Source organism: Roseomonas aerilata DSM 19363 (genome assembly GCF_000711725.1).
Classification (GTDB): domain Bacteria; phylum Pseudomonadota; class Alphaproteobacteria; order Acetobacterales; family Acetobacteraceae; genus Roseomonas; species Roseomonas aerilata.
Window position 1 is genome coordinate 15,517 of the sequence record NZ_JONP01000032.1, and the last position, 23,674, is coordinate 39,190.

At 70.0% G+C, this 23,674-nt stretch carries 24 protein-coding genes; 9 read left to right on the forward strand and 15 right to left on the reverse strand.

The window, feature by feature from the left end; translation table 11 throughout:
- Positions 1-310: 310 nt before the first annotated feature.
- Together BO39_RS23610 and BO39_RS23615 are read right to left on the reverse strand one after the other, a co-directional pair.
- Positions 311-1,672 (reverse strand): MmgE/PrpD family protein, encoded by a 1,362-nt coding sequence (locus tag BO39_RS23610; protein ID WP_052402527.1) that lies wholly within the window; start codon positions 1,670-1,672, stop codon positions 311-313.
- The gene (locus BO39_RS23615) at positions 1,669-2,643 is read right to left on the reverse strand and encodes a tripartite tricarboxylate transporter substrate-binding protein (protein ID WP_043838230.1); all 975 of its coding nucleotides are present in this window, start codon (positions 2,641-2,643) and stop codon (positions 1,669-1,671) included. Before BO39_RS23615 ends, BO39_RS23610 begins: the two co-directional genes overlap by 4 nt.
- Before the next feature lie 125 nt (positions 2,644-2,768).
- Here BO39_RS23615 and BO39_RS23620 point away from each other — a divergent pair, with 125 nt between their 5' ends.
- The 3 genes from BO39_RS23620 to BO39_RS23630 are packed head-to-tail and all read left to right on the forward strand — an operon-like array spanning position 2,769 to position 5,336.
- Positions 2,769-3,548 carry an SDR family NAD(P)-dependent oxidoreductase gene (locus tag BO39_RS23620; RefSeq protein ID WP_043838232.1) on the forward strand — a complete coding sequence of 260 codons (780 nt, stop codon included), beginning with the start codon at positions 2,769-2,771 and terminating at the stop codon, positions 3,546-3,548.
- Positions 3,549-3,592: 44 nt separating this feature from the next.
- The gene (locus tag BO39_RS23625) at positions 3,593-4,552 is read left to right on the forward strand and encodes a Bug family tripartite tricarboxylate transporter substrate binding protein (protein WP_043838233.1); all 960 of its coding nucleotides are present in this window, start codon (positions 3,593-3,595) and stop codon (positions 4,550-4,552) included.
- A 13-nt stretch (positions 4,553-4,565) separates the two neighbouring features.
- Positions 4,566-5,336, forward strand: coding sequence for an SDR family oxidoreductase (locus BO39_RS23630; RefSeq protein ID WP_043838235.1), 771 nt, complete (start codon positions 4,566-4,568; stop codon positions 5,334-5,336).
- 10 nt (positions 5,337-5,346) lie between these two features.
- Here the strand turns inward: BO39_RS23630 and BO39_RS23635 are convergent, their stop codons facing one another.
- Positions 5,347-6,153 (reverse strand): N-acyl homoserine lactonase family protein, encoded by an 807-nt coding sequence (locus BO39_RS23635; protein WP_043838237.1) that lies wholly within the window; start codon positions 6,151-6,153, stop codon positions 5,347-5,349.
- Between the two features lie 43 nt (positions 6,154-6,196).
- Between BO39_RS23635 and BO39_RS23640 the strand changes: the two genes are divergently transcribed.
- Both BO39_RS23640 and BO39_RS23645 read left to right on the forward strand, forming a co-directional pair.
- The gene (locus BO39_RS23640) at positions 6,197-7,219 is read left to right on the forward strand and encodes a LacI family DNA-binding transcriptional regulator (protein ID WP_043838275.1); all 1,023 of its coding nucleotides are present in this window, start codon (positions 6,197-6,199) and stop codon (positions 7,217-7,219) included.
- A 99-nt stretch (positions 7,220-7,318) separates the two neighbouring features.
- Entirely contained in the window at positions 7,319-8,215 is an 897-nt protein-coding gene (locus BO39_RS23645; RefSeq protein ID WP_043838239.1) for an NAD(P)-dependent oxidoreductase, read from the forward strand.
- A gap of 32 nt (positions 8,216-8,247) precedes the next feature.
- On the opposite strand, the gene BO39_RS23650 is transcribed toward BO39_RS23645, so the two are convergent.
- Positions 8,248-9,216, reverse strand: coding sequence for a Bug family tripartite tricarboxylate transporter substrate binding protein (locus BO39_RS23650; RefSeq protein WP_043838241.1), 969 nt, complete (start codon positions 9,214-9,216; stop codon positions 8,248-8,250).
- 161 nt (positions 9,217-9,377) lie between these two features.
- Here BO39_RS23650 and BO39_RS23655 point away from each other — a divergent pair, with 161 nt between their 5' ends.
- The gene (locus BO39_RS23655) at positions 9,378-9,704 is read left to right on the forward strand and encodes an NIPSNAP family protein (RefSeq protein WP_043838243.1); all 327 of its coding nucleotides are present in this window, start codon (positions 9,378-9,380) and stop codon (positions 9,702-9,704) included.
- Positions 9,705-9,710: 6 nt separating this feature from the next.
- On the opposite strand, the gene BO39_RS23660 is transcribed toward BO39_RS23655, so the two are convergent.
- Positions 9,711-10,433 (reverse strand): GntR family transcriptional regulator, encoded by a 723-nt coding sequence (locus tag BO39_RS23660; protein ID WP_043838245.1) that lies wholly within the window; start codon positions 10,431-10,433, stop codon positions 9,711-9,713.
- Positions 10,434-10,594: 161 nt separating this feature from the next.
- Between BO39_RS23660 and BO39_RS23665 the strand changes: the two genes are divergently transcribed.
- Both BO39_RS23665 and BO39_RS23670 read left to right on the forward strand, forming a co-directional pair.
- Positions 10,595-11,005 (forward strand): carboxymuconolactone decarboxylase family protein, encoded by a 411-nt coding sequence (locus BO39_RS23665; protein ID WP_043838247.1) that lies wholly within the window; start codon positions 10,595-10,597, stop codon positions 11,003-11,005.
- The gene (locus BO39_RS23670; RefSeq protein WP_043838249.1) at positions 11,002-11,919 is read left to right on the forward strand and encodes an NAD(P)-dependent oxidoreductase; all 918 of its coding nucleotides are present in this window, start codon (positions 11,002-11,004) and stop codon (positions 11,917-11,919) included. Before BO39_RS23665 ends, BO39_RS23670 begins: the two co-directional genes overlap by 4 nt.
- A gap of 36 nt (positions 11,920-11,955) precedes the next feature.
- Here BO39_RS23670 and BO39_RS23675 read toward each other — a convergent pair whose 3' ends face one another.
- From BO39_RS23675 to BO39_RS23685, 3 genes are read right to left on the reverse strand one after another with little or no spacing between them, the layout of a single operon-like run.
- Positions 11,956-12,744 carry an N-acyl homoserine lactonase family protein gene (locus BO39_RS23675; RefSeq protein WP_043838251.1) on the reverse strand — a complete coding sequence of 263 codons (789 nt, stop codon included), beginning with the start codon at positions 12,742-12,744 and terminating at the stop codon, positions 11,956-11,958.
- Positions 12,741-13,670 (reverse strand): NAD(P)-dependent oxidoreductase, encoded by a 930-nt coding sequence (locus BO39_RS23680; RefSeq protein ID WP_043838253.1) that lies wholly within the window; start codon positions 13,668-13,670, stop codon positions 12,741-12,743. The genes BO39_RS23675 and BO39_RS23680 overlap by 4 nt, the downstream gene beginning before the upstream one ends.
- Before the next feature lie 5 nt (positions 13,671-13,675).
- Positions 13,676-14,011 carry a carboxymuconolactone decarboxylase family protein gene (locus BO39_RS23685; RefSeq protein ID WP_043838255.1) on the reverse strand — a complete coding sequence of 112 codons (336 nt, stop codon included), beginning with the start codon at positions 14,009-14,011 and terminating at the stop codon, positions 13,676-13,678.
- 150 nt (positions 14,012-14,161) lie between these two features.
- On the opposite strand from BO39_RS23685, the gene BO39_RS23690 reads away from it, so the two are divergent.
- Entirely contained in the window at positions 14,162-15,148 is a 987-nt protein-coding gene (locus tag BO39_RS23690; protein WP_043838257.1) for a Bug family tripartite tricarboxylate transporter substrate binding protein, read from the forward strand.
- A 33-nt stretch (positions 15,149-15,181) separates the two neighbouring features.
- Here BO39_RS23690 and BO39_RS23695 read toward each other — a convergent pair whose 3' ends face one another.
- From BO39_RS23695 to BO39_RS23725, 7 genes are all read right to left on the reverse strand, one after another.
- Positions 15,182-16,171 (reverse strand): Ldh family oxidoreductase, encoded by a 990-nt coding sequence (locus tag BO39_RS23695; RefSeq protein WP_043838259.1) that lies wholly within the window; start codon positions 16,169-16,171, stop codon positions 15,182-15,184.
- A 37-nt stretch (positions 16,172-16,208) separates the two neighbouring features.
- Positions 16,209-16,925 (reverse strand): SDR family NAD(P)-dependent oxidoreductase, encoded by a 717-nt coding sequence (locus BO39_RS23700; protein ID WP_043838261.1) that lies wholly within the window; start codon positions 16,923-16,925, stop codon positions 16,209-16,211.
- A 62-nt stretch (positions 16,926-16,987) separates the two neighbouring features.
- A complete protein-coding gene (locus tag BO39_RS23705; RefSeq protein ID WP_043838263.1) occupies positions 16,988-18,250 on the reverse strand; it encodes an ABC transporter substrate-binding protein in 1,263 nt (420 codons plus the stop codon).
- Between the two features lie 46 nt (positions 18,251-18,296).
- Positions 18,297-19,004 carry an ABC transporter ATP-binding protein gene (locus tag BO39_RS23710; RefSeq protein ID WP_043838267.1) on the reverse strand — a complete coding sequence of 236 codons (708 nt, stop codon included), beginning with the start codon at positions 19,002-19,004 and terminating at the stop codon, positions 18,297-18,299.
- The gene (locus tag BO39_RS23715; protein ID WP_211257540.1) at positions 18,991-20,784 is read right to left on the reverse strand and encodes a branched-chain amino acid ABC transporter ATP-binding protein/permease; all 1,794 of its coding nucleotides are present in this window, start codon (positions 20,782-20,784) and stop codon (positions 18,991-18,993) included. The genes BO39_RS23710 and BO39_RS23715 overlap by 14 nt, the downstream gene beginning before the upstream one ends.
- 5 nt (positions 20,785-20,789) lie before the next feature.
- The gene (locus tag BO39_RS23720) at positions 20,790-21,740 is read right to left on the reverse strand and encodes a branched-chain amino acid ABC transporter permease (protein WP_211257541.1); all 951 of its coding nucleotides are present in this window, start codon (positions 21,738-21,740) and stop codon (positions 20,790-20,792) included.
- On the reverse strand, positions 21,737-23,200 hold the full coding sequence (locus BO39_RS23725) for an MmgE/PrpD family protein (RefSeq protein ID WP_156963855.1): 1,464 nt from the start codon (positions 23,198-23,200) through the stop codon (positions 21,737-21,739). The genes BO39_RS23720 and BO39_RS23725 overlap by 4 nt, the downstream gene beginning before the upstream one ends.
- Positions 23,201-23,674 lie beyond the last annotated feature (474 nt).

The window sequence follows — 23,674 nt, forward strand, 5'->3', positions numbered from 1 at the left end:
TGCTCGTAGGGCTGCTCGCGCTGAATCGATGCATGCAGCGACCGCCAGCCCTGGCGCTGGCTGGAAAGGTGTTCGGTCACCCCAGCGCGGAACAGCATTCCATGCGCCAGGCAGGAGGCATAGGGCCGCATCATTGCCATGACAGGTTGAGGACCACAGTGCTCCGACGATGATGTCCCAATCGGTTTTCCAATGCCAGAACAACTGAGTTCCACCCGGCTTCCGCATACGGCCAGGCCTGGCGCGGTCCTTCAGCTACCGGAAAGGCTAGCGCGAGGACCGACGCTCCGGCTGGACAGCCTCCACCGTGTCACCTCGGGCTGGACGCGAAGGACCTGACGAAATGCGCCAAGTTCGTGATCCCTTCGAGTTCCCAGATATGATCGAACCAGCTCCCTGCCTCCCCTTCACGTCCGCTCAGCGCCGCGTTCTGACGGAACTTCGCCTCCAGTTCGCGGTCTGTCATCGGGCAGCCGGCGCTGCCGCGGGGCTCCGTGACCAGCGACACGTGCTCCCGCCCGGCCGTGTCACGCAGCGTCACCCGCGCGGCGCCGCGGGGCAAGGCCGGGTCAAGGCGCGCGCGGGTTTTCGCGCGCAGGGCGGCGAGGGCGGGATCCTGCACCGCGGGCGCCTCGAACTCGCCGACCCCCGCTGCGCCACGTAGCATCGACACCGCCACGCAGTGATGGATGCTGACCCGGCTGTCGCGCGCCGTTCGCACGATCCGGTCACCGCGGTCGAGGAGAAGTTGGTCCCCCTCGACGATTACGGATTCAACTGCCTCTGCCGGCACGCGCTGCCGCAGGTCCAGGCCGGCATCGATGATCGCGTGAAAGACGATGCCAGCCGGATAGGGCTTGTAGGTGTTCCGCCCGAACTCCCAATGCATGCCGAGGCCGTCAAAGATGCGCGAAGGTTCCGGCACGTCACCCATGGCGCGCGCCCAGCCGAGCGGCCCCTCGATCGCGGCAGGGGCTGCCTCGTAGCCGGCCTGCGCCAGCAGCGCGGCAAGCAGGCCGTTGCGGGCGGCATTGCCCATGCCGACATTCTTCGCTGCGCTGGGCAGGTTCTCCACCAGCCCTGCGGACTGGCTGGCCGCGATCCCCAGCGCGTGCCAGCACTGGCGCGCATCCAGCCCCAGCAGCCGCGCGCAGCCCGCCGCCGCGCCGAACACGCCGGTGGTCGAGGTAATGTGCCAGCCGCGGTCGTAGTGCCCGGGAGAAACGGAGGCGCCGATGCGGCACTCCACCTCGGCGCCCAGGAGGAAGGCATGCAGCACTTCCACGCCCGAGAAGCCGCGCAGCTCCGCCAAGGCAAGAAGGGGCGGCGCCACCGGTGCGGTGGGATGGATCACCGTCTCCAGATGGGTGTCGTCGTAGTCCAGCAGGTTGGCGGCGATGGTGTTCACGAAGCAGGCCCCCATCGCATCGAGCCGTTCCGGGCGCCCGATAACCGTGGCCCGCTCCGGTCCCGAGAAGGGAGCCATCACGCGGACCGCCGTTTCCACCGCCGGGTCCCAGGCCACGCCGAGCGCGCAGCCCAGGGCGTTCAGCAGCGAGCGCTTGGCTTCGTGCCGCAGCGCGCGGGGAATTTCATCCCAGTGCGATCCGGCGATGAAGGCGCCGAGCGCCTCGCCCGCGAAAAGCCGCTGTTCGCCGGCAACCATCATCATTGCGCCCGCGTGATCAGGCCGTCGCGCGCCGCCTGGGCCCAGCGCGCATCGTCCTCGCGCAGGAAGGTGGCCAGTTGGCCCGGCCCCATTGTGCCGAGATCGGCGCCGATCCCGGCGAGCCGCTCCCGTACGCGCGGGATCTGAAGCGTCTTCACCACGGCATCATGCATGCGCGCAGCAATCGGGGCAGGAAGGGTGGCAGGGCCAACCATCGCGTACCAGCCCGCGAAGTCGTAGCCGGGTACGCCGGCCTCGGCGAGCGTGGGCACCTCGGGCAGCAGCGGCGTGCGCGTGGTGGTGGTGACGCCGAGCGCGCGGATCCGCCCCGCCGCCAGGTGCTGCGTGGCCGCCACGGTGCTGTTCCATCCCGTCGGCAGGTGCCCGGCCACGAGATCGTTCAGGATGGGTGCGGCCCCGCGATAGGGAATTTCCACCATCTCGATTCCGGCGAGCCGCGTGAACAAGTTGCCGGCATAGGAGATGGCCGCATCGGAGGTGCCGAAGCCGATGCTGCGCGGCATGGCCTTCGCGGCCGCGATCAGCCCGGGGACGTCGCGGAACGGCGCGGCCGAGGAGGCGGTCAGCAGCAGCGGGTAGCGCGACAGGAGGGAAACGGGCGCAAAGTCGCGCAGCGGCTGATAGGGCAGGTTCGTCATCACGTAGCTGTTCATGACGTGGCTGCCGGTGTCGACGAGGAACAGATAGCCGTCCCCTTCCGCGCGGGCGACCACCTCCGATCCGATGGAGCCGTTCGCGCCCGGCCGGTTCTCCACCAGCACGGTCTGGCCGAGCACCTGCGCCAGCCCGTCGGTCAGCGAGCGCGCGAAGATGTCGGTGCCGCCTCCGGGGGCGTAGGGCACGACGAGGCGGACGGGGCGCTGCGGCCAGGCGGGCTGCGCGCGCAGGCTGCGCGGGGCGGCCAGGGCGGCCGGCAGCGCGGCCAGCAGCGTGCGGCGATGGGTCTTGATCACGGTCTTTTCCTCCCGCCTTCCGCTCAGCCGTTTCCCAGACTTGCGGGGCGTTCTTGATATCGATATCACGATGGGCGCGATCGGGGGGAAGGGTCAATGGCATTGGTGCAGGCAGCAGGGCACGCATGAGCGGCGAGCTGCACGGACGCCGCGCCCTCGTGACCGGCTCGACCGGTGGGCTGGGCCTCGCCGTGGCGCGCCGCCTGGCCTGCGATGGCTGCGGCGTCGTGCTGCACGGCCTCGCCGCGCCGGGTGCGGCCGAGGAGGTGCGGGCAGCCCTGTCCCGGGAGTTCGGCGTCGCTGCGGACTACCACCGCGCGGATCTCGCCGAACCCGCACAGATTGCGTCGCTCATCGAAGCCGCCGGCCCGCTGGACATCCTCGTCAACAACGCCGCCACCCGCCATTTCGCCGCGATCGACACCATGGCGCCGGAGGACTGGGAGGCGGACCTCGCCGTCAATCTCTCCGCCGCCTTCCACACGATCCGCCTGGCGCTTCCGGGCATGCGGTCCCGTGGCTGGGGGCGGATCGTCAACATGTCCTCGATCTACGGCCTGATTGGCACGCCGGACCGCGTCGGCTACGTCGTGACGAAGACCGGGCTGATCGGCCTGACCCGGGCCGTCGCGCTGGAAACCGCGAAGCACGGCATCACCTGCAACGCCCTCTGCCCCGGCACGAGCCTGACCCCCGGAATCGAGCATCGCATCCACGGCCTGATGGAGGTGGAGGGGATGGACCAGGCGGCAGCCACGGCGGCGGTGCTGCACGGCAAGCAGCCCACCGGCCGCTTCGTCGAGGCGGGAGCGATCGCCGACATGGTTGGCTTCCTCTGCGGCCGCTCGGGCCGCGACATCACCGGCGCCGTGCTGCCGATGGACGGAGGCTGGTCCGCCGCCTGACCCGGGACATGACCGGAAAACCGGCGCGAGGGAGGAAACGAGGGATGCATCGCAGAACATTGTTGGCGGGTGCGGCCGTGCTCGCGGCGCCGCGGTTGGCTCGCGCGCAGGCATGGCCCGCCCGGCCGGTCCGGCTGATCGTCGCCTGGCCACCCGGCGGCGGCGCGGACATCCTGGCGCGGCAGATGCAGCAGCCGCTCAGCGCCGCCCTCGGGCAGCCCGTTGTCATCGACAACCGGGGCGGGGCCTCGGGCGCCATCGGCACGGCCGAGCTGATCCGCGCCCCGAATGACGGCTACAGCTTCGGGATCGTGACGAGCACCCTCGTCTCCATGGCGCTCCTGCAGCGGCAGTCCTACGACCCCGTGCGGGACGTCACGCCCATCATGCTGCACTCGCGCGTGGCGAACATCCTGGTGGTGCATCCCTCGCTGCCCGTGCATTCGGTGGAGGATCTGGGCCGCCTCGCGAAGCAGCGGCCGGGCGGGCTCTCCTTCGGCTCCCCCGGCATCGGCTCGGCCGTGCATATCTCGGGGGAGATGTTTAAGCTGGCGACGGGGACGAACATGGTCCACGTGCCTTATCGTGGTGGCGGGCCGGCCCTGGCGGACCTCGTCGGCGGCTCGCTGCAGCTGATGTTCGGCAATGCCAGCTCCACCCTGCCCTTCGTGCGGGACGGCAGCCTGCGGGCCATTGCCGTCACCTCCGCCAGGCGGGCGCCCTATCTGCCGGAAATCCCGACCATCGCGGAATCCGGCATCCCCGGCTTCGAGCGGGACGAGTGGTATGGCTGCATTGGCCCGCGCGACATGGCACCGGCCGCCGTGGCGCGGCTGAACGCGGCGATGGGCGCCATCCTCTCCTCCCCGGCCGAACGCGCGCGGTTGCTGGACCTGGGCGCCGAGGTCGCGGTCGGGACGCCGGCCGAGTTCGGCCAGCTGATCGTCCGGGACATGGAGGAAATCGGGCGGGTGGTGCGCGATGCCCAGGTCACGCTGGAATAGGAGGGCAGCCGGGATGGGACGGAAGCTGGACGGCCGGTCGGCCCTGGTAAGCGGCGCCAGTCGCGGCATCGGGCTCACGATTGCGCGGCGCCTGGCCGCAGATGGCGCGCGGGTGATGCTGGCGGCGCGCTCCGCCGCCGCCCTGCAGGCCGAGACGGCCGGGCTGCCCGGCTGCGCCTTCCATGCCGCCGACCTGTCCCTGCCCGGGGCGGCAGCGGAGGCGGTGGACGCTGCGGTGCGCCAGTTCGGCGGGCTGGACCTGCTCGTGCACAGCGCCGGCGCCACGCAGCGCGGCGATTTCCTGCTGCTGGACGACGCGGCCTGGGCGGATGGCTACGCGCTGAAGCTGTTCGGGGCGGTGCGCCTGTGCCGCGCCGCCTGGCCGCATCTTCGGGCATCGGGCGGCTCGGCGGTGCTGATCGCGGGGGTGGGCGGGCGCGTGGCCAGCGCGGACTTCACCATCGGCGGCTCGGTCAACGCGGCCTTGATGAACCTCACCAAAGCCTTGGCCGATCGCGGCGTGGCGGATAGCGTGCGCGTCAACGCGATCAACCCGGGCAGCATCCGCACCGGGCGACTGACCGGCCGGATCGACACCCTGGCGCGGGAGCGCGGGCTGGATCCGGAAGCCGCCGCCCGCGCCATCGCCGCCGAAACCGGCGTGGCCCGCTTCGGCGAACCGGAGGAGATTGCCGGCGTGGTGTCCTTCCTGGCGGGGCCGGACGCCTCCTACATCCAGGGCGCCATCCTGGACGTGGACGGAGGGTGGGTCCGGGCGGTCTGAACCGCCGGCCTCAACCTGCGGGATCGGCGTCCAGCCGCACCGCGATGCCCTCCAGGCCCGGCGCGGAGGCCGGGTAGCGCTGCATCACGATCGGGTCGTGCCCGGGGATGATGTGGTCCGGGGAACTCGCGAGGCGGTGCAGCGTGTCGTAGCCTTCCAGCATCTGCGCCACATCGGCGACGATCGGGAAGGGCCGCCTTTGCTGGAAATTGGCGTAGAAATGCGTGGCGTCGGAGGCGAGCACGACCCAGCCGCGCCGCGTCCGCACCCGCACGACCTGCAATCCGAGCGAGTGGCCGCCGACATGGTGCACGCTCAGCCCCGGCGCGATCTCGGCGGAGCCGTCATGGAACCGGGCCCGTCCCTCGAACACCCGCCCGACCATGGCCGTCACGTCTGCGGCCTCGAAAGGCTGGCGCAGCACGTCGTGGCACATGCAGCGTCCCGTGCAGTAGGCCATCTCCCGGTCCTGGATGTGGTAGCAGGCGGCGGGAAACATCGCGTGGTTGCCGGCATGGTCGTAATGCATATGGGAGAGGATGACATCCGGTACCGCAGCCGCGTCCACGCCGATCATGGCAAGCCCTTCGGCCGGCGTTCGGATCAGGTCCCGCCGGCGCTTGCGGGCGATCCCGGCGTCGAAGCCGGTGTCGAGCACGAAGCGGCGGTTCCGCCCGAGGATGGCCCAGACGAAGTAGTCCAGCGGCATGGGCGCGTTGTCATGGGGGTCGCCGCCGATGAAGTTCTCATGCGCGGGCCGGTCGTGATGGGCGTAGCGCACCGCATGGATCTCGTAGCTGTCCTCGTCCTGGCTCATGGCCGGATGTCCCCTCCCCTGTTCCTCAATGTGGTGCCCGGCCATGCCGGATGACGCCGGCGGGCGCGGCACGTCCAGCCGCATGCGCGACGTGGCGCAACGGGCCGGCGTCTCGCCGATGACGGTCTCGCGCGCCCTGCGCGACCCGTCGAAGGTTTCCGAACCCGTGCGGCGCCGGGTGGAGGAAGCCGTGCGCGCGGTGGGCTACGTGCCCAACCGCCTGGCCGGCAATCTTTCCTCGATGCGGTCCAACGTGATCGGGCTGATCGTGCCCAACCTGGACAACTCGCTCTACGCACCGACCATCCAGGGCGTCTCGGCCGTGCTGCGGGACAGCGGCTTCCAACTCATGATCGCCGATGGCGGCTACAGCATGGAGGGCGAGGAGGCGCTGATCACCGCCTTCCTCGCGCAGCAGGTCGCGGGACTCATGCTGCACGACACGCGCCACACCCCGGCCGCCGTCGAGATGATCCGCCGCGCGGGGGTGCCGGTGGTGGAGACGGGCACGCTGGTGCCCGACCCGCTGGACATGGCCGTGAGCTATTCCAATCACGACGCCGCCCGCGCCATGGTGCTGCACTTGCACCGGCTCGGATACCGGCGCATCGCCTTCGTCAGCCTCTCCGCGACCCATAACGACCGCAGCCGGGACCGCCAGCGCGGCTTCCGCACCGCGATGGGCGAGCTGGGGCTGCAAGCCGAGCCGCGTCTGATGCTCGAGATGCCGCCTGGCCTCGCCTCCGGTGCGGAGGCGGTGGTGCGGCTGGTGCAGGGCGAGGCGGCGCCGGACGCGGTGTTCTTCGCGGGCGACGTGCTGGCGGCGGGCGCCTTGTTCGAGTGCCAGCGGCGCGGCTGGGCGGTGCCGGGGCGGGTCGCGCTCGCCGCCTTCGACGACATCGACATGCTCCGCCACGTCGTGCCGCCGATCACCACCCTGCGCCTGCCCCGCGCCGGCATCGGGCGGCGCGGCGCGGAGGTGCTGCTCGACCGCATCCAGGGGCGCTCGCAGGAACGCGTGGTCGTCGACCTGGGGTTCGAGATCATTCAGCGCGAAAGCACCTGACCGGCAGATTTCTGGTATCGATATCACGTTCCCGCTTGTACCTCGGCCGGTCGCTGCATAGACCCGAACGAGAGGCTGGAATGGCCGAGGAGGGACGTGATGGCGAACGAGGTTCTGGGATTTGTCGGGCTGGGCCAGATGGGCAGCCGCATGGCGGCCCGCCTGCTCGAGGCCGGGCACGCGCTGGTGGTGTACGACCCCGTGGAGGCCGCGGTTGCGCCGCTGGTCGCGAGCGGCGCGCGGCGCGCCTCCAGCCCCGCGGAGGTCGCGGACCTTGCCGACACCGTCCTCGCCAGCCTGCCGACACCGGCTGTTGTACAGGCCGTGGGCCTGGGCCCGGTGGGCGTGCTGCGCGGCCAGCGGGCCCGGCGCTTCGTGGATTTCTCCACCACCGGCCCGCGCGTCGCCCAGCAGGTCGCGGCCGCCTTCGCGGAACAGGGCCGCTTCTCCATTGATGCGCCCGTCAGCGGCGGCATCACCGGCGCCGAGAAGGGAACGCTGGCCATCATGATCTCCGGCCCGCGCGACGAGTTCGAGGCGCTGGAGCCGGTGCTCCGCGTCATGGGCAAGCCCTTCTTTTGCGGCGAGAAGCCGGGCCAGGCGCAGGTGATGAAGCTTTGCAACAACCTCCTCGCCGCCACCGCCCTCGTCGCATCGTCGGAGGCTATCGCGATGGGGGTGAAGGCCGGGCTGGACCCAAGCCTGATGTGCGACGTCATCAACAGCAGCAGCGGCCGCAACAGCGCCACGCAGGACAAGTTCCCGCGCGCCGTCATCCCCCGGACCTTCGATTTCGGCTTCACCACGGCGCTCTCGCTCAAGGATGTCGGGCTTTGCGTGGACGAGGCGGGGGCAATGGGCGTGCCGATGGTGGTTGGCAGCGCCGTGCGGCAGATGCTTGCCGTCACCAGCGCGACCTTCGGGCCGGAAAGCGACTTCACTTCCGTTGCCAGGCTGGTCGAGGGTTGGGCGGGGGTGGAGGTGGGCGGCGCCTGAGGCACCGCCCGCCGGCGCCGAATGCGCGGCCCTCAATCCAACTGGATGTTGAGGTCGCGCACCACATTGGCCCAGCCCGTCCGGTCCTCGGCAATGAAGGTGCGCATTTCCTCGGGCTTCGTGCTCACGGGGAGCGCGGCCTGGGACCGGAAGATGCCCTGCACGGCGGGCTGGTTCAGCACCTCCGCCACCACCGCCGCGATGCGCTCCGCGACCGGCATGGGCAGGCGGGCGGGACCGAGCAGGCCGAACCAGTTCCCCGCGCTCACGGGCATGCCCAGCTCCGCCATGGTCGGCGTTTCCGGCAGCAGCGGGATGCGCTGCGCGGCGCCGACGCCCAAGATCCTCACCTTGCCGTCGCGCGCCACCGCCTCGGCCGGGCCGGCATTGAGGAACATCACGTCCACCTGCCCCGCCACCAGCGCCGTGCTGGCCGGCGCCGCGCCCGTGAAGGGCACGTGCAGCATCTGCAGCCTGGCCTGCTTGATCAGGGACTCCATCGCGAGGTGCGAGGTGCTGCCGATCCCCCAGGAAGCATAGGTGAGCCTGCCCGGCTCCGCCCGCGCCCTGGACAGGAAGCCTTCCAGGTTTTCCGCGCCGAAGCCGGGGCGCGTCAGCAGCACGAAGGGGCCGCGCGCGACAAGCGTGACCGGCGTGAAGTCCGTCGCCGGGTTGTAGGCGAGTCGCGGATAGATCAGCGGGTTAATCGCATGCGTCTCGGCATTGGCCAGGATCAGCGTGTGCCCGTCCGGGGCGGAGCGCGCGACCGCTTGAGTGCCCACAGCGCCGTTGGCACCGGGCCGGTTCTCGATGACCACGGGCTGGCCGAGAGGGCCGGCCATGGCGGGGGCGATGGCGCGCATCACCACGTCCGCCAGCCCACCCGCGTTCCAGGGCACGACAACGCGGATCGGCTGATCGGGAAAGGCCGCCAGGGCCGGCGCGGCAAGCGGCAGCGTGGCCGCGGCGCCGAGGAGCCCGCGTCGTGCGATCTGAGGCATGGGGCGTGTTTCCTGCTTCCGTCGCGGCCCTTGTGACGGACCTTGGCCGCCAAGGTTCCGCGATGCGAGTGCTCTGTCAACGATTTTCAGATTGTCCGACAGATGTCAGGCTGTGCTGACCGAGCGGGGCTGCCCGTCTCGCCGGCCCTGGAGAACACGCCATGATCCACGAACTTCGCATCTATCACTGCGTCCCCGGACGCCTCCCCGACCTCCTCCGGCGCTTCGAGACGATGACGCTGGGCCTCTGGGAAAAGCACGGGATCCAGCAAGCCGGCTTCTGGACGGTGGCCATCGGCGACTCGAACCAGGATCTCTACTACCTGCTGGCGTGGCAGTCCCTGGCCGAACGCGAGCAGAAATGGAACGCCTTCCAGGCCGACCCCGAATGGATCGCCAAGCGGGCCGAGACGGAGAAGAACGGCGCCATTGTGGCCAGCATTACCAACCTGATGCTGCAGCCCACGGGCTTCTCGGCGGTGAAATAGGCCGCGCTAGTCCGCCGCGGGCGCCGGGGCGCGGCCTCGCGCCGCCTCGGCCTTCTCGCTCGCCTGCTGGTTCAGTATGCGAAGCGCCACGCGGGCGGCCTGGGTTACGTGGTCCCGGCAGGCCTGCCAGGTGCCCTCCCCGTCCCGCCGCTCGATCGCCTCCACGATGCGGCGGATCTCCGCAACCGTGCGCGGCAGCCGCTCGGGGTCGGAGAGGGTGGTCGCGCGCAGCTGGGTGTTGCGGTTCAGCACTTGGTCCAGCATCCGCGCCACATAAGCGTTGCGGCAGCCCCGCAGCAGAACATCATAGAAGCGCCGCTTCAGCCCGAGCAGCGCGACGCGGTTCAGGCCCGGGCGGGCCGCCGCGATCTCCTCGAACACGGCCCGCAGTTCCGCGATCTCGTCCTCGGAAGCCCGCTCGGCGAAGCCCTGGCCCGCCAGCGCCTCCAGTACCGCGCGAACCTCATAGACCTGGCTCGCCTCGGCCGGGGAGAGATAGGCAACGAAGGGGCCGCGGTTCGGCACCACCTCGATCAGCCCCTCCGCCTCCAGCAGCCGCACCGCCTCCCGGATCACCCCGCGGCTGACGCCGAACAGGTCGCAGAGCAGCCGGTCCGACAGGTGGTCGCCCGGCATGAAGCGGCCGCTGATGATCGCCTCACGGAGGCGTTCCTCGACTTGCCGCCGCACAGGTTGTGGCGTGATGCGCAGGGACGCGTCGTTCGGCATGGGTCTCCACGTCCCAGGCCGCAGGCAAAGTCCCGGCCGGTTCCGGCAATCTGGTTCTTGCCCCGCCCCCCGTCCAGATGGAAATGCCAAGATCGTCCGCAATCGGAATTGACCGACAATCATACATATCGTTAGGTTCAGCCAAAGAGGGAGTAAACAGCATGTCCGACGACACCTGGTTCGAGAAGGGACTGGAAGTCCGGCGCGCGGTGCTTGGCGCCGAATATGTCGATGGCGGCATCGCCAAGGCCGACGACTTCATGATGGCCTTCCAGCGCATCACGACCGAATGGTGCTGGGGCTACGCCTGGACCCGCGAGGGCCTGGACCGCCGCACGCGCAGCATGCTGAACCTCGCGATGCTGACCGCGCTCGGCCGCACGCCCGAGATCAAGCTTCATGTGAAGGGCGCCCTGACCAACGGCGTGACCGTGGAAGAGATCAAGGAGATCCTGCTGCACGCCACCGTGTATTGTGGCATCCCCGCCGGGCTCGACGCCTTCAAGGCGGCGCATGAGGTGCTCGTAAGGGAGGGTGCGCTGACCGGCGAGCCCGCGAAGCCCGCGGAATGAGCAACGGGAGCCTCCACCGGATCGCCTTCATCGGCATCGGCAACATGGGCTGGCCCATGGCCGCCCGCCTTATCGAGGCCGGCTTCGACCTCGCGGTCTTCGACGCGGCGCCCGACCGCGCCGCCCGCTTCGCGACCGAGGTCGGCGGCCATGCGGCCGGGGATGCGGCCTCCGCCGTGCGCGGGGCCGATGCCGTCATCACCATCCTGCCGACCTCCAAGCATGTCGGGCAGGCGCTTGACGCGATGGGGGATGCGCTGACCGCCGGCACGCTGGTGATCGAGATGAGCTCGGGCGTGCCAACCGCCACGCGCGGCTTCGCCGAGAGCCTCGCCGCACGCGGCGTGACGATGATCGACGCTCCCGTCTCCGGCGGCGTGCCGCGCGCCAAGACCGGAGATCTCGCCATCATCCTCGGCGGCGAGGCGCAGGCGATCTCCCGCGCCGACCCCGTGCTGCGCGCCATGGGCACCACCCTCACCCATGTCGGCGGCGTCGGCTCGGGGCAGGCGATGAAGGCGCTGAACAACCTCATGGGCGCCGCGGGCTTCCTCATCGGGGTGGAGGCGCTGCTCATCGGCCAGCGCTTCGGCCTTGATCCAGCGGTCATGGTGGACGTGCTGAACGCCTCCACCGGCATGAACAACAGCACGCAGAAGAAGTTCAAGCAGTTCGTGCTGTCCCGCCGCTTCGACGCCGGCTTCGGGCTGGACCTCATGGCCAAGGACGTGTCCGTCGCGCTCGAGGTCGGGCGCGACACCAACACGCCCACGCCCTTCGCGGCGCTGTGCCGGGAGATGTGGGCGAGCGCGCAGGGCCTGCTCGGCCCGGGCCAGGACCACACCGCGATGGCACAGTTCTCCGAGCGCCTGGTGGGCGAAACGCTGGGCGGCGGAAACCGCGCCGCCGAATAGGGGTGCGGACCGGGATCGCCGCCCGGTCCCCCCGCCCTATGCGCGCGGCGGCACGTCCAGCCGCGCGACGATCCCCTCCAGCTCCGGGCGCGGCGCGGGGTAGCGGCGCATCACCTCCGGATCATGGCCGGGAATGATGTGCGCGGGGCTGTCGGCCACGGCACGCAGGCGGTCGAATCCCTCCAGCATCTCGCCAACATGAAAGGCGGTGGTGAAGGGCCGGCCACTCTCCATGTTCTCGTAGAAGTGCGTGACGTCGGAGGCGAGCACCACCCGCCCGCGCGCCGTCTCCACGGAAACGAACTGCAGCCCCGCCGAATGCCCGCCCGTGGGATGCAGGCGGATGCCGGGCCAGGGTTCCACCACGCCGTCATGGAAGACCACGCGCCCGGCGTAGTTCATCCGCACGATGCCCACCACATCCTCCACCTCGAAGGAGTGGGAGAGCTGCCTGTGCCGCATGAAGCGGCCGCAGGCGTAGTGCACCTCCTCCTCCCGCAGGTGGAAGCGGGCGCGGGGGAACAGGTCGAAGTTGCCGACATGGTCGTAGTGCAGATGCGTCAGCACCACGTCCTCCACAGCATCGGGCGCGATGCCGATCAGCCCCAGCGCCTCGACCGGGCAGCGCAGGAACTCGCGGCGGCGCTTGCGTGCCACCTCGGCGGTGAAGCCGGTGTCCACCACGATGGCGCGCCCGTCCTTCACCAGGGCCCAGGCGAAATAGTCCATCGGCATGGGACCGTCATGCGGATCGCCACCGATGAAGTGCTCCGCGCGCATTGCGTCCCGCCGGGCGTAGCGGATGGCGTAAACCTCATGGGTCATGGCGCACCATCCGAATCCAGCACGGCCTGCATCGCCGCCCGGTCCACCTCGATCTCCACTCCCGCGCGCTCCAGCTCCAGCAGCATGGCCGAGCGCGAATCCCGCTGGCCCCAGCCGCGGCCCAGTGCCTCGGTCATCTCCTCCAGCGTCAGCGCCGCCATGCGCATGGGCACGCCCACCTCGCGCCCCAGCGCGCAGGCGAGCGAAACGTCCTTGTGCGCCAGGCGAAGCTGAAAAGCGGGGGTGTCGTAGCTGTTGATGAGGAACTGCTCCGTCACCCCGTCATAGGTGCGGCGGCGCCCGTGCACGCCCTGCCGTATGGCGGCGAACAGCGCGAGCGGGTCCAGCCCGGCCTTCGACCCCATGGCGAAGACCTCCGCCATGATGACGTTCAGCGCGTAGCCGGACAGGTTGTGCGCCAGCTTGGCGATGCTGCCCGCCCCGATTTCCCCGACCCGGATGGGGCGGTCCCCCATGGCCGCGAGCAACGGCCGGCAGCAGTCGAACACCGCCGCGTCCCCGCCCACGAAGAAGGCGAGCTTGCGGCTAGCAGCACCCCGCGGCCCGCCGCTGATCGGCGCGTCCAGCACGTGCACGCCCTTCTCCGCGCCCGCCGCGTGCAGCTCCCGCACGGCGGAAACGGAATTGGTGGAGATGTCGATGAGCACCGATCCCGGGCGCAGGGTCTCCAGCAACTGCGCCCCGACGGCCTTCACCTCCGCGGGGCCGGGGAGGGATGTGAAGACCACCTCGCAGCCCTCGCCCAGCGACTGCGGCGAGGCCGCCCATTCCGCGCCGTTGCTTACCAGCGCATCCGCCGCCTCGCGCCGGACATCGTGCACCACCAGCGCCACATCCGGCGCCTTGGCGAGATTGGCGGCCATGCTGGCACCCATGGTGCCCAGGCCGATGAACCCGACGCGCACGGCGCTCAGCCCTCCCGCTTCTCGAAGACCTCGGTCGCGACCTGCGCGCCCGACATCGCCGCGGGCCAGCCGGCATAGAAGGCGAGATGGGTGATCAGCCCGGCGATCTCCTCCTGCGTCACCCCGTTGTCGAGCGCCCGGCCGATATGGACGGAGAGCTGCTCCGGCCGGTAGGTCGCGACCAGGGCTGCCACGGTGACCAGGCTGCGGTCGCGCTTGGACAGGTCCGTGCGCTCCCACAGGTCGCCGTAGACGACGCCCTCCGTGTACTCGACCAACGCCGGGACTGTCTTGCGGACGCGGTCGCGCTGCGCGGATTGCGGGATCGGCTTCGTGTTCATCGGCATCTCCTCCGGCTTGTCTTTCCGGAAGCCTAGGACCGTCGGCACCGCCGCATCAACCCACCGTCGGATTGTCCGACAAATAAGTTGATCGCCGTCCTTCACCGTGATCCCCTGGCGCGACGAGAACGAAGACGGGAGAACTCCATCATGCGCAGCGCCGCCTGGCGCCCGGCATTTCTGCTCGGGCTCGCGGCCCTGCTCGGCATCGCCTCCGCTGCCGCGCAGGACTATCCCAGCCGCACCGTCACCCTCATCGTGCCATCGGCGCCGGGCGGTACGCTCGACGCCCTCGCACGCCTCATGGCCCAGGGGATGGGGGCCGATCTCGGCCGCACCGTCGTGGTGGAAAACGTCACCGGCGCGGGAAGCGTGGTCGGCACGCAGCGCCTCGTCCGCTCCGATCCGGACGGCTACACCATCGGATTCGGGAACCTCGCCTCGATGGCGGCAACCGTCGCCCTCGGCGCCGATCCGAACTTCGATCCGCGCCGCGACCTGACGCCGATCAGCATCGTCGCAAACGTCCCCATGGTCATTGCCGCCGGTCCGCGCTCCGGCATCCGCGACCTGGGCACGCTGATCGAGCGCATCCGCGCGCGCGGCGAGGAGGTGACCTTCGGCACGCCCGGCACCAACACCACCGGCCATCTCGCACCGGCCTACCTGCTCTCGATCATCGGCGCGAAGGCCATGCTCGTCCCCTATCGCGGCGCGGGCCCTGCCATGAGCGACCTCGCGGCCGGCACGGTGACGGCGGTCATAGACCAGACCGTCACGATGATCCCGGCCCATCAGGGCCGCACGGCGGTCGCCCTTGCCGTCACGGGCTCGAGCCGCATCGCCCAGCTGCCGGAGGTGCCCACCTTCGCCGAGGCCGGCGTTCCCGGCTTCGACATGGTCATCTGGAACGCCATCGCCGGCCCGGCCAACCTGCCGCAGGCGCGCGTGGACCGGCTGCTGAAGGCGATCGATGCCGCCCTGGCCACCCCGGCCGTGGCGACCCGCTTCGCGGACCTGGCCACCACCGTCCCGCCGCCGGCGGAACTCGGCCCCGCGGCCATGCGGGACCGCATCGCCTCTGACGTGGCGCGCTGGACCGAGGTCGTCAGCCGCGCCGGGCTCGCCCCGCGCTAGAACCCGTGTCGCGGGGACGGGTGCGCCCGGCACCTACCCCCGCGCCGCCAGCCCGCGCACCGCATCCAGGATGGCATCGGGGATCTCGATCTCCCCTTGCGCCAGCCGCTCCGCGCGCAGCGCCGCGGAGCGGTCGAAGGGCATGCGCACGGGCGGGCCGCCCTCCACCGGCCGCGTGTCGCGGATCAGCGCCGAATAGGCGGAAACCTTGCGCTTCACCTCCTCCAGCGGGGAAAGGAGGTCGGGCCGGAAGGCAATGACCAGGTACCCGAAATCCGACAGGTGCTCCGGCATCACCGGCGACCCCGCGATCATGCCCAGCAACTGCACGACAACACCGAGCCCGCTTCCCCGGTGCCCGCCCCAGGCCATGAAGGCACCATCCAGCGCGGCAACCGGATCCGTCGTCGGCCGCCCCTGCGCGTCATAGGCCGCGCCTTCCGGCAGGGCCTGCCCCAGCCGCCGCGCCATCACCGCCTGCGCGTGGATGATGTTGGAGATGCCGATGTCCCAGATCACCGGCCCCTCATCGCCGGGAAAGCCGAAGCAGATGGGATTGGTCCCGAAACGCGGCTCCGTGCCGCCCGCCGGCGCGACCCAGGGCGTGGCGTTGGAGGCGATCATCACCGCCAGCCCCGCCTTTGTCGCCATCTCGGCGTAGAAGGACAGCATCCCGGTGTACCAAGTATCGTTCGCGCCCACGACGGCGATGCCGCTCGCCAACGCCTTCTCGGTCGCGATGCGGGTTGCCTCATGGCCGACGAGGTAGCCGACATTGTCGCCGCCATTCAGCCGGGCGGAGACGGGGGTCTCAGCGAGCACCGTGATGGGCCGGCCCTGATGCGGCCGGTCGGCGAAGCGCTCCGCCATGCTCAGCACCCGTGCCAGCCCGGCATAGCCCAGGCCGCGCAACTCGCAGTCCAGCAGGTGCTCCGCGACCCGCGCCGCTTCCGCCGCCGGGAGTCCCAGCCCCGCCAGCCCTCGCTCGGCAAGCCGCCGCGCCTCGTCGATCCCGATCCTCATCGGAGGTCTCCCAACAGGTGACAGAGCCGGCGGCGCGTCAGTACATGACCATCCCGCCATCGGCGACGAGCGTGGCGCCGTGCACATAGGAGGCCTCGGGCGAGAGCAGCCAGGCGATGGCCGGCGCGATCTCCTCCGCCGTGCCCAGCCGGTTGAAGGAGGTCATGGCCTCCACCCGCGCCCGCGTCGTGGAGTCCTTCAGCGGGGTGGCGGCAAAGGGCGTGTCGATCATGCCCGGCGCGATGGTGTTCACCGCGATGCCCTTTGGACCCAGCACGCGCGCCGCGTTCTTGGTCATCGCCAGCACCGCGCCCTTGCTCGTGGCGTAGGAGACGGTGCCCGCCAGCCCGCCGCCGCGCAGCCCCGCCACGCTCGCCACCGTGCAGATGCGCCCACCCGCCTCCATCATCCCCGCCGCTTCCCGCAGGCAGAGGAAGGTGCCGATCACGTTCACCTCGTGCACCCGGCGGAACATCGCAACCGTTGTTTCCTCGAAGGCGGTGGTCTCGAAGATGCCGGCGCAGGTGGCCAGCGCGTCCAGCCCGCCGAGAGCCGCGCGCACCTCGCCGAAGGCGCGCACCACCCCCTCCTCATCGGCCACGTCCACGGCAATGGCCGGATGCTCCCCGCCGGCCACGCGCCGTGCCGCCTCCAGGTCCCGGTCCAGGCACGCCACCTGATGTCCACGCCCGATCAGCAGCCGCGCGGTCGCGGCCCCGATGCCGCTGCCCGCGCCGGTGATGGCAATCCGCATGATGCTCGTCTCCCCCCACGGGGCTGCCCGCCACGCGTGCTGCGCGGCAGGCGCCCTTTTCGTCAGCGCTTCAGCCAGAAGATCTCGGCGGTGGCGGAATCGCCGGGATACACGGTGACAGGCCTGTTGTTCTGCCACTGCACCACCACCGGGCCCGCCGTTTCGCGCAGGCCGGTGGCATCGAACTTCACGCGGCGGCCGGGGTAATACAGCGCCGCGCCCCCGGTGATGTCGATCGTGCGCAGCGCCTCGGCTACCGCGCGCCGGTCGGCCCGGCCCGCCTTTTCCAGCGCGTCCCGCATGATCCAGATGTCGCCATAGGTCGCGATGCTGTTCTGCCCCATCCAGGGCTCCCCGGAGACGCGCTTGAACTCTTCGATGATCGCCTCCTGCCCCTTGGCGTCCCAGTTCCCCACCACGGTGATGAAGCCCTCCATCTGCGCGGGGCGGATGTTCTGCAACAGGTCGGACTGCGCCATGGCGATGCCGTTGCCGATCGTCGGCACGCGGCCCCGCCCGAGGCCGAACTCGTTCATCTTCTCGATCAGCAGCTTCACATCCGAGATGACGGTGATCGGCATGACCATCACATCCGGCCGCGCCGAGCGGACCTTCTGGATGAGCTGCGTCGCATCCGACAGCGGCGGGGTGAAGGTTTCGTCCATCACGATGCGCAGCCCGAACTTCGCGGCGTTCTCGCGGATCGGCTGCACGAAGGAGAGGGATGAGGCGGTGTTGTCCGTCAGGATCGCAACCGTTTCCGGCCGCTTGCCCGCGGCCCGCTGCGCCAAGTCCAGCAGGATGGGCAGGGCTTCCTTCGCCTGGTCGCCCGCCTTGGCGGAGGTCTGGAAGACGTAGCGGAAGCCGCGCGTGGTGATCAGGTCGGAATAGCTGAGCGTGAGCATCGGCAGCTCGGCCCGCTCCGTCACCTCCGTCGCGGACAGGGTGAAGGAGGACAGGTAGGCGCCGGAGCAGGCCACGAGATCAGGGTTGTCGGCCACCATGCGCTGCGCGGCGTTCTTCGCCTTCTCCGTGGAATCGCCGGCATCGAAGAGACGCAGCTCCAGCTTCGCGCCCCCGAGCGAGGGCACGCCGCCCTGCTCGTTCACGTGCTTGATGCCGAGCTCCGCGCCCATGCGCATCAGCTGGCCGAAGCGGGAATAAATCCCGGAGAGGGGCACCAGCAGCCCCACCTTCACCGTCCCGCCCTCGGCCGGCTGCGCGCGCACCATGCCGGGCAGGAGGCCGCTTCCCGCCAATGCCGCACCCCCCGCGAGAAGGTCGCGCCGCGTGGGCCGCAGAACACCCTTGCCAGAGATCAACATCCGCTTCTCTCCCCGATATGGCCCCGGTTCGCCGGCTGCCGTTGCATCACATGCCCAGATAGGCCTGCCGAACACGGTCGTCGCTTCGCAGCGCCTCATGCGTGCCCTCCAGCACGATGCGCCCGGCCTCCAGCACGTAGCCGCGATCGGCCGATTCCAGCGCCTCGGCCACGCGCTGCTCCACGAGCAGGATCGTCATCCCGGCCTGGCGGTGGATCTCGGTCAGACGCTCGAAGATGAACTCCGCGACGGCAGGGGCGAGCCCCATCGAGGGTTCGTCGAGCATGAGCAAACTAGGTGAGGAGGCGAGGCCGCGGCCGACCGCCACCATCTGCTGCTGCCCGCCCGACAGCGTGCCGGCCAGCTGGTTCCGGCGCTCCGCCAGGATCGGAAACCATTCCAGCACCTGCGCCAGGTTGCGCGCCCAGTCCCGGCGCCCCGCCTCCGTGCTGGCGCCCATCTCCAGGTTCTCCATCACCGTCAGCGAGGGAAAGAGCTGCCGCCCCTCCGGCACATGCGCGATGCCTAGATGCGGCCGGCGCGCGGCTGGGATGGCCGCCAGGTCGGTCCCGTTGAAGCGGATGCGGCCGGAACGCACCCCGACCGTTCCCGAGATCGTCTTGAACAGCGTGGTCTTGCCCGCGCCGTTCGGCCCCACCACGGCCACGAATTCCCCCTGGCGCAGATGCAGGCTCACGCCCTTCAGCACCGAGGAGCCGCCGTAGCCGGCGTGCAGATCGTCAATCTCCAGCACGGGCGCTCCATTTGCTTCCGAGATAGGCCTCGATGACGGCGGGGTTGCCCGTCACCTCCTCCGGCAGGCCCTCCGCCAGCACGGCGCCGTGGTCGAGCACGACAAAGCGGTCCACCAGCCGGACCATGGCGTGCAGCGTGTGCTCGATGATCACCACGGTGACACCCTCCGCCGCGATGCCGCGGATCACGCCCAGCAGCTTCTCCACCTCCGGTCCGCCGAGCCCGGCGAAGGTCTCGTCCAGCAGCAGCAACCGCGGCCGGCCGGCCAGGGCGCGAGCCAGCTCCATCAGGCGCAGGTTGAGGTTGCTCAAGGTGCCCGCGCGCACGTCCATCAGCCCGCCCAGGCCAACCCGCTGCATCGCCGCGCGCGCCCGCGCCCGCGCCTCCTCGATGCCGTCCGCCGCCCGGGCGCCGCTCATCACGTTGTCCGCCACCGACATGCGCGCGAAGGGCCGCACCACCTGGAAGGTCCGCCCGACACCGAGGCGGCACAGGCGGTTGGGCGGCAGGCCCGTCACGTCCCGCCCGTCCAGCAGCACGCGCCCGGCATCGGGCCGCACGAAGCCGTTCAGCAGGTTGAACAGCGTGGTCTTGCCCGCGCCGTTGGGCCCGATGATGCCGAGGATCTCCCCCTGCCGGACCGAGAAACTCACCTCCTGCACCGCCTTCACGCCGCCAAAGGCGCGCGAGACGCCCTCCGCCTGCAGGATCACCGGCGCATCGGGCCCCAGGGGCGTCCTCGCCGGCTGGCGCCCGCCGCACGGCATTGCCGCCGCCGAAGGCAGGGCCCCCGCGGCCAGCGGCGCCGCAGCCCCCGTTTTGCGCCGGTTCCGCAGCAGGTCGGCCACCTTCCAGTACAAGCCCTCCGGCGCGAGGAGGATCACCGCGACGATCGCCACCCCGAACACCACCCCCTGGACACCTGGCAGCACCGCACCGAACCGCGCATGCAGCGTCTCTCCCAGCGGGATCAGCACCAGCGCGCCAAGGACGGGGCCCCATACCGTGCCGACGCCGCCGAACATCGCCACCGTCAGCGCCTGGGCGGAGATGAGCATCCCGAACACCGCCTCGGGCGTGACCACCAGGAGGATCACGGCATGGAACCCGCCGATCATCCCGGCCACCGCACCGCTCGCCGTGATGGTGATGAGCTTCAGCCGGCGCGTGTCGATCCCCACTGCTTCCGCGGCCGCCTCGTTCTGCTTGATCGCCGTCAGCGCCAAGCCGTAGCGCGAGCGCTCCACCACCCGCATCGAGATCATGCTCGCCAGCAGCAGGCCCACGACGAGAAGGATGTACACCCGCTGGTCGGTGAACTGCATGTAGGCCCAGCCCCGCTCCCGGATCAGCGGCAGCGAGACTTCCTGGTGGCCGAGCCAGAGAAAGATGTTCAGAAGCGCCAGCGGATAGGCCAGCATCGCCAGCGCGAAGTAGTGTCCGCGCAGCCGGAAGGTTGGCAGGCCGATCAGCAGCCCGGCGAGGCCGCCAAGCACTGTTGCGACCGGAATGCCGAACCAGGGCGTCAGGCCAAGCTTCGCGAAGAGCAGAGCGACGGTATAGGCGCCCAGCCCGAAGAAGGCGGCATGGCCGAAGGAGATCAGCCCCGTCATGCCCGAGAGCAGGTTCCAGGACAGGCCGAAGATCGCCCAGACGGCCACCAGCGTCAGCGTGAGCTGGTGGTAGGAATTGGTCACGAACATCGCCAGCACCGCATAGGCCGCGCAGAAGGCGACCACGGGCAGGATCATGCGCGCACGGCTCAGGGCACGGAACACAGCGCTCAGGTCCTTTCCGACACGCGGCCGAGCAGTCCCTGCGGCCGCAGGAACACCACCAGCAGGAAGACGACAAAGATCGCAGTGTTCTGTAGCTGGGTCGGCAGCAGCAGCGCGGAACATTGCTGGATGACGCCGATCAGCAGCCCGCCCCAGAAGGCGCCGACGGTGGAGCCGAGCCCGCCCAGCACCACCCCCGCATACATGATGATGACGTATTCGAGCCCGACATAGGGCGTGAAGGGATAGCTCGAGGCAAGCAGCCCGCCCGCCACCGCCGTGATGCCCACGCCCAGCCCGAAGGTGATGCGGTGCGCGCGGTCCACGTCGATCCCCATGTAGAGCGCGGCCTGCACGTTGTCCGCCGCCGCGCGCAGTGATTTCCCGAGGCGGGATCGCGTGATCACCAGCACGAGCAGGACAACAAGAACGGCCGCGATCGCGGCGCCCCACGCGCGGGCCTGGTTGATGAACAGCACGAGCGCTCCGTCCGCCAGGTCGATCTCCCACGCCTCCGAGGAGATGTCGCTCGGGATCGAGACGGGCACGCTGCCGAACAGGATCTGCCCGCCGCTCTGCAGGATCAATGACAGGCCGAGCGTCAGGATCAGCTGGGCATAATGTCCCTCGCCCTCCAACGATCCCACCCGCGTGCCCGTCACGCGCGAGAGCAGGAAGCGCTGCGCGGCGTAGCCGAGCACGAACAGCACCGGCCCGGCCAGCAAGGCGGCGATGAACGGCCCGGCCTCCTTCCCGAACAGCGCACCAAGGCCCATCAGGGTGAAGAGGTGGAAGGCGGCATACATGCCCACCATCATGAAGTCGCCATGCGCGAAGTTGATCACGCGCATCACGCCGAAGATCAGGCTGAGCCCCACGCACATCAGCCCGTAATGGGCGCCGAGCAGCAGCCCGGCGTTGAGCGCCTGCAGCAGGCCTTCCAGTTGTGGCATCATGGCGCACCGTCCTCCTGCAATGCCAGAAGGTCAGCCAGCGGTGCCATGTCTACCGCGTCCGGCATGGCATCCACGAAGCGGAGGATCGCTTCCGCGCGCTCCCGGCCAAGGCTGTCGGTTGCGGCGCGCTCGAAGCGCTCGCGAACCTCCGCCGGCGTTGCCGCGACGACGTCGTCGAGCTTCCCGCAGACCACGCGGTCGGCCAGCTCCAACGCGATTTCCGCGCCTTGTTGGACGGGGAAGGCGGCAGTCAGCGCGGCGTCCTCCTCCAGCGTCACCAGGTCGAGCAGGCGCTCCATCTCCGCCCCGACCGGCAGGTGGTAGTTCGCCTCCTCAATGGTGCCGCGAAGCAGGGTGGCCGCAACGCCGAAGGGGATGCTCATCTTGGCCTGGAGCAGCTTGGAGAAGGGCCCCGTGCTGTCGCAGCCCGGATAGCGCGCCGCGGCTCTCGGCACGCGGATCTGGATGCCCTGGATCTCACCGGCCCGCACGCCGTGCTCGCGCGAGAGCCGGAGCGCAAGCTGGCATGCCGTCTGCGCGAAATTGCAGGCCGGAACAGGCTTGTTGTAGACGGCCATGATCTCCGGCGCCCCGTCGAAGAAGCGGATCACCGGTCGCATTCCGTCGCGGCGGAAGGCAGCGAAAAGTCCGGCCTCGCCGTCGAGGGCGCTTTCAGACGCCTCTGCGCCAAGCTCCGCGAGCCTTGCTGCCGTGACAGCGTTCCGGGCGGCGAAGCCGGGATGGAAGAACATTTCCGTGCCGCCTACGGCCGGCCACTCGTTCAGCCCGCCAGTGGCATTGGCCGCCATGCCGATCGCACTCGCCGCGCGGTTCACGTCAAGGCCAAGCAGGACCGCGGCGGCGGCGGCCCCGCCGATTGGTCCCGTGATGCCGGTCGGACGAAACAGGCGGGCCAGCTCGGTCGTGAACAGCGCGGCGCCGATCCGTGCGCCCACCTCGTATCCCGCGACGGCCGCGTTGATAAAGCGCATCCCGGATACCCGATGGCTGCGGGAGAGCGCCAGCAGCACCGGAATGACGACAACACCGAGATGGCTGATCGAGGCCGCGTGCATGTCCTCGCGGACGAGCCCATGGGCAAGGACGGCGTTGGCGAATGCGGCATCGCCGACGGTCGTGCGCCGTGCCGTGCCGATGATCGGAACGCCACCTTTCACCTCGGATGCGATCCCCACGGCTTGGCACCCCCAGGGAAGGCCACGCGATTCCAGTGCGGCTCCGATTACATCCAGAAGGCAGGTCTGAACCTTCCTGACGGCGGCCTCGTCATGGCGGTGCGGTGCCAAGGCTGCGGATGCAGCATCTCGGGCCAGGCTGGGCCCATTCGCCCGCTCGGTGGGCGCGTGCTTTGGCGCCGGCCAGCTCACGGGAGGCACGTCGCCACAAAGCGGCACGGCCGGCGAAGCAGCAGCTTCTCGGACAAGAACGTCTCCTCTCACCCTGTATCCGGGCGTTCACGCAACCTCCAACGTAGCCATGCACCTGTCAACAATAATCAGATTGTAGGACACATGATGGTGCGAGACGAGTGGGGCATACAGCGCTCCCGCTACATAACGCTGAAGGCCATCGGCGCCGTGAGCGACACTGCCTCCGTCAGCCTGCCCGCCGCGGCAGCCTGACATCGCGGCTCAGCCTCGAAGGGGCACCGCTCCTGCGCCATGCCTTGGGGCACGATCGATGCATGAAGCCGAGATCGTAGTCTCCAAGGGTGTCCTTGCCGTGGATGGACCGCTCAGTGACCGTTCTCTAATCGGGGTTTTCAGGTCAAGCGCCGGTTTGGAGGCTGCCCGCTGCCGGGGTCATGGTTCTCTCCGGGGTCGGTGTGATCCGCCCCATGATGGGCGTGAGGGATGGGGCGCCGCGATGTTTGAGGCGGTCTGATCGGGCGGTGTACGCCTGACCGGCCAACG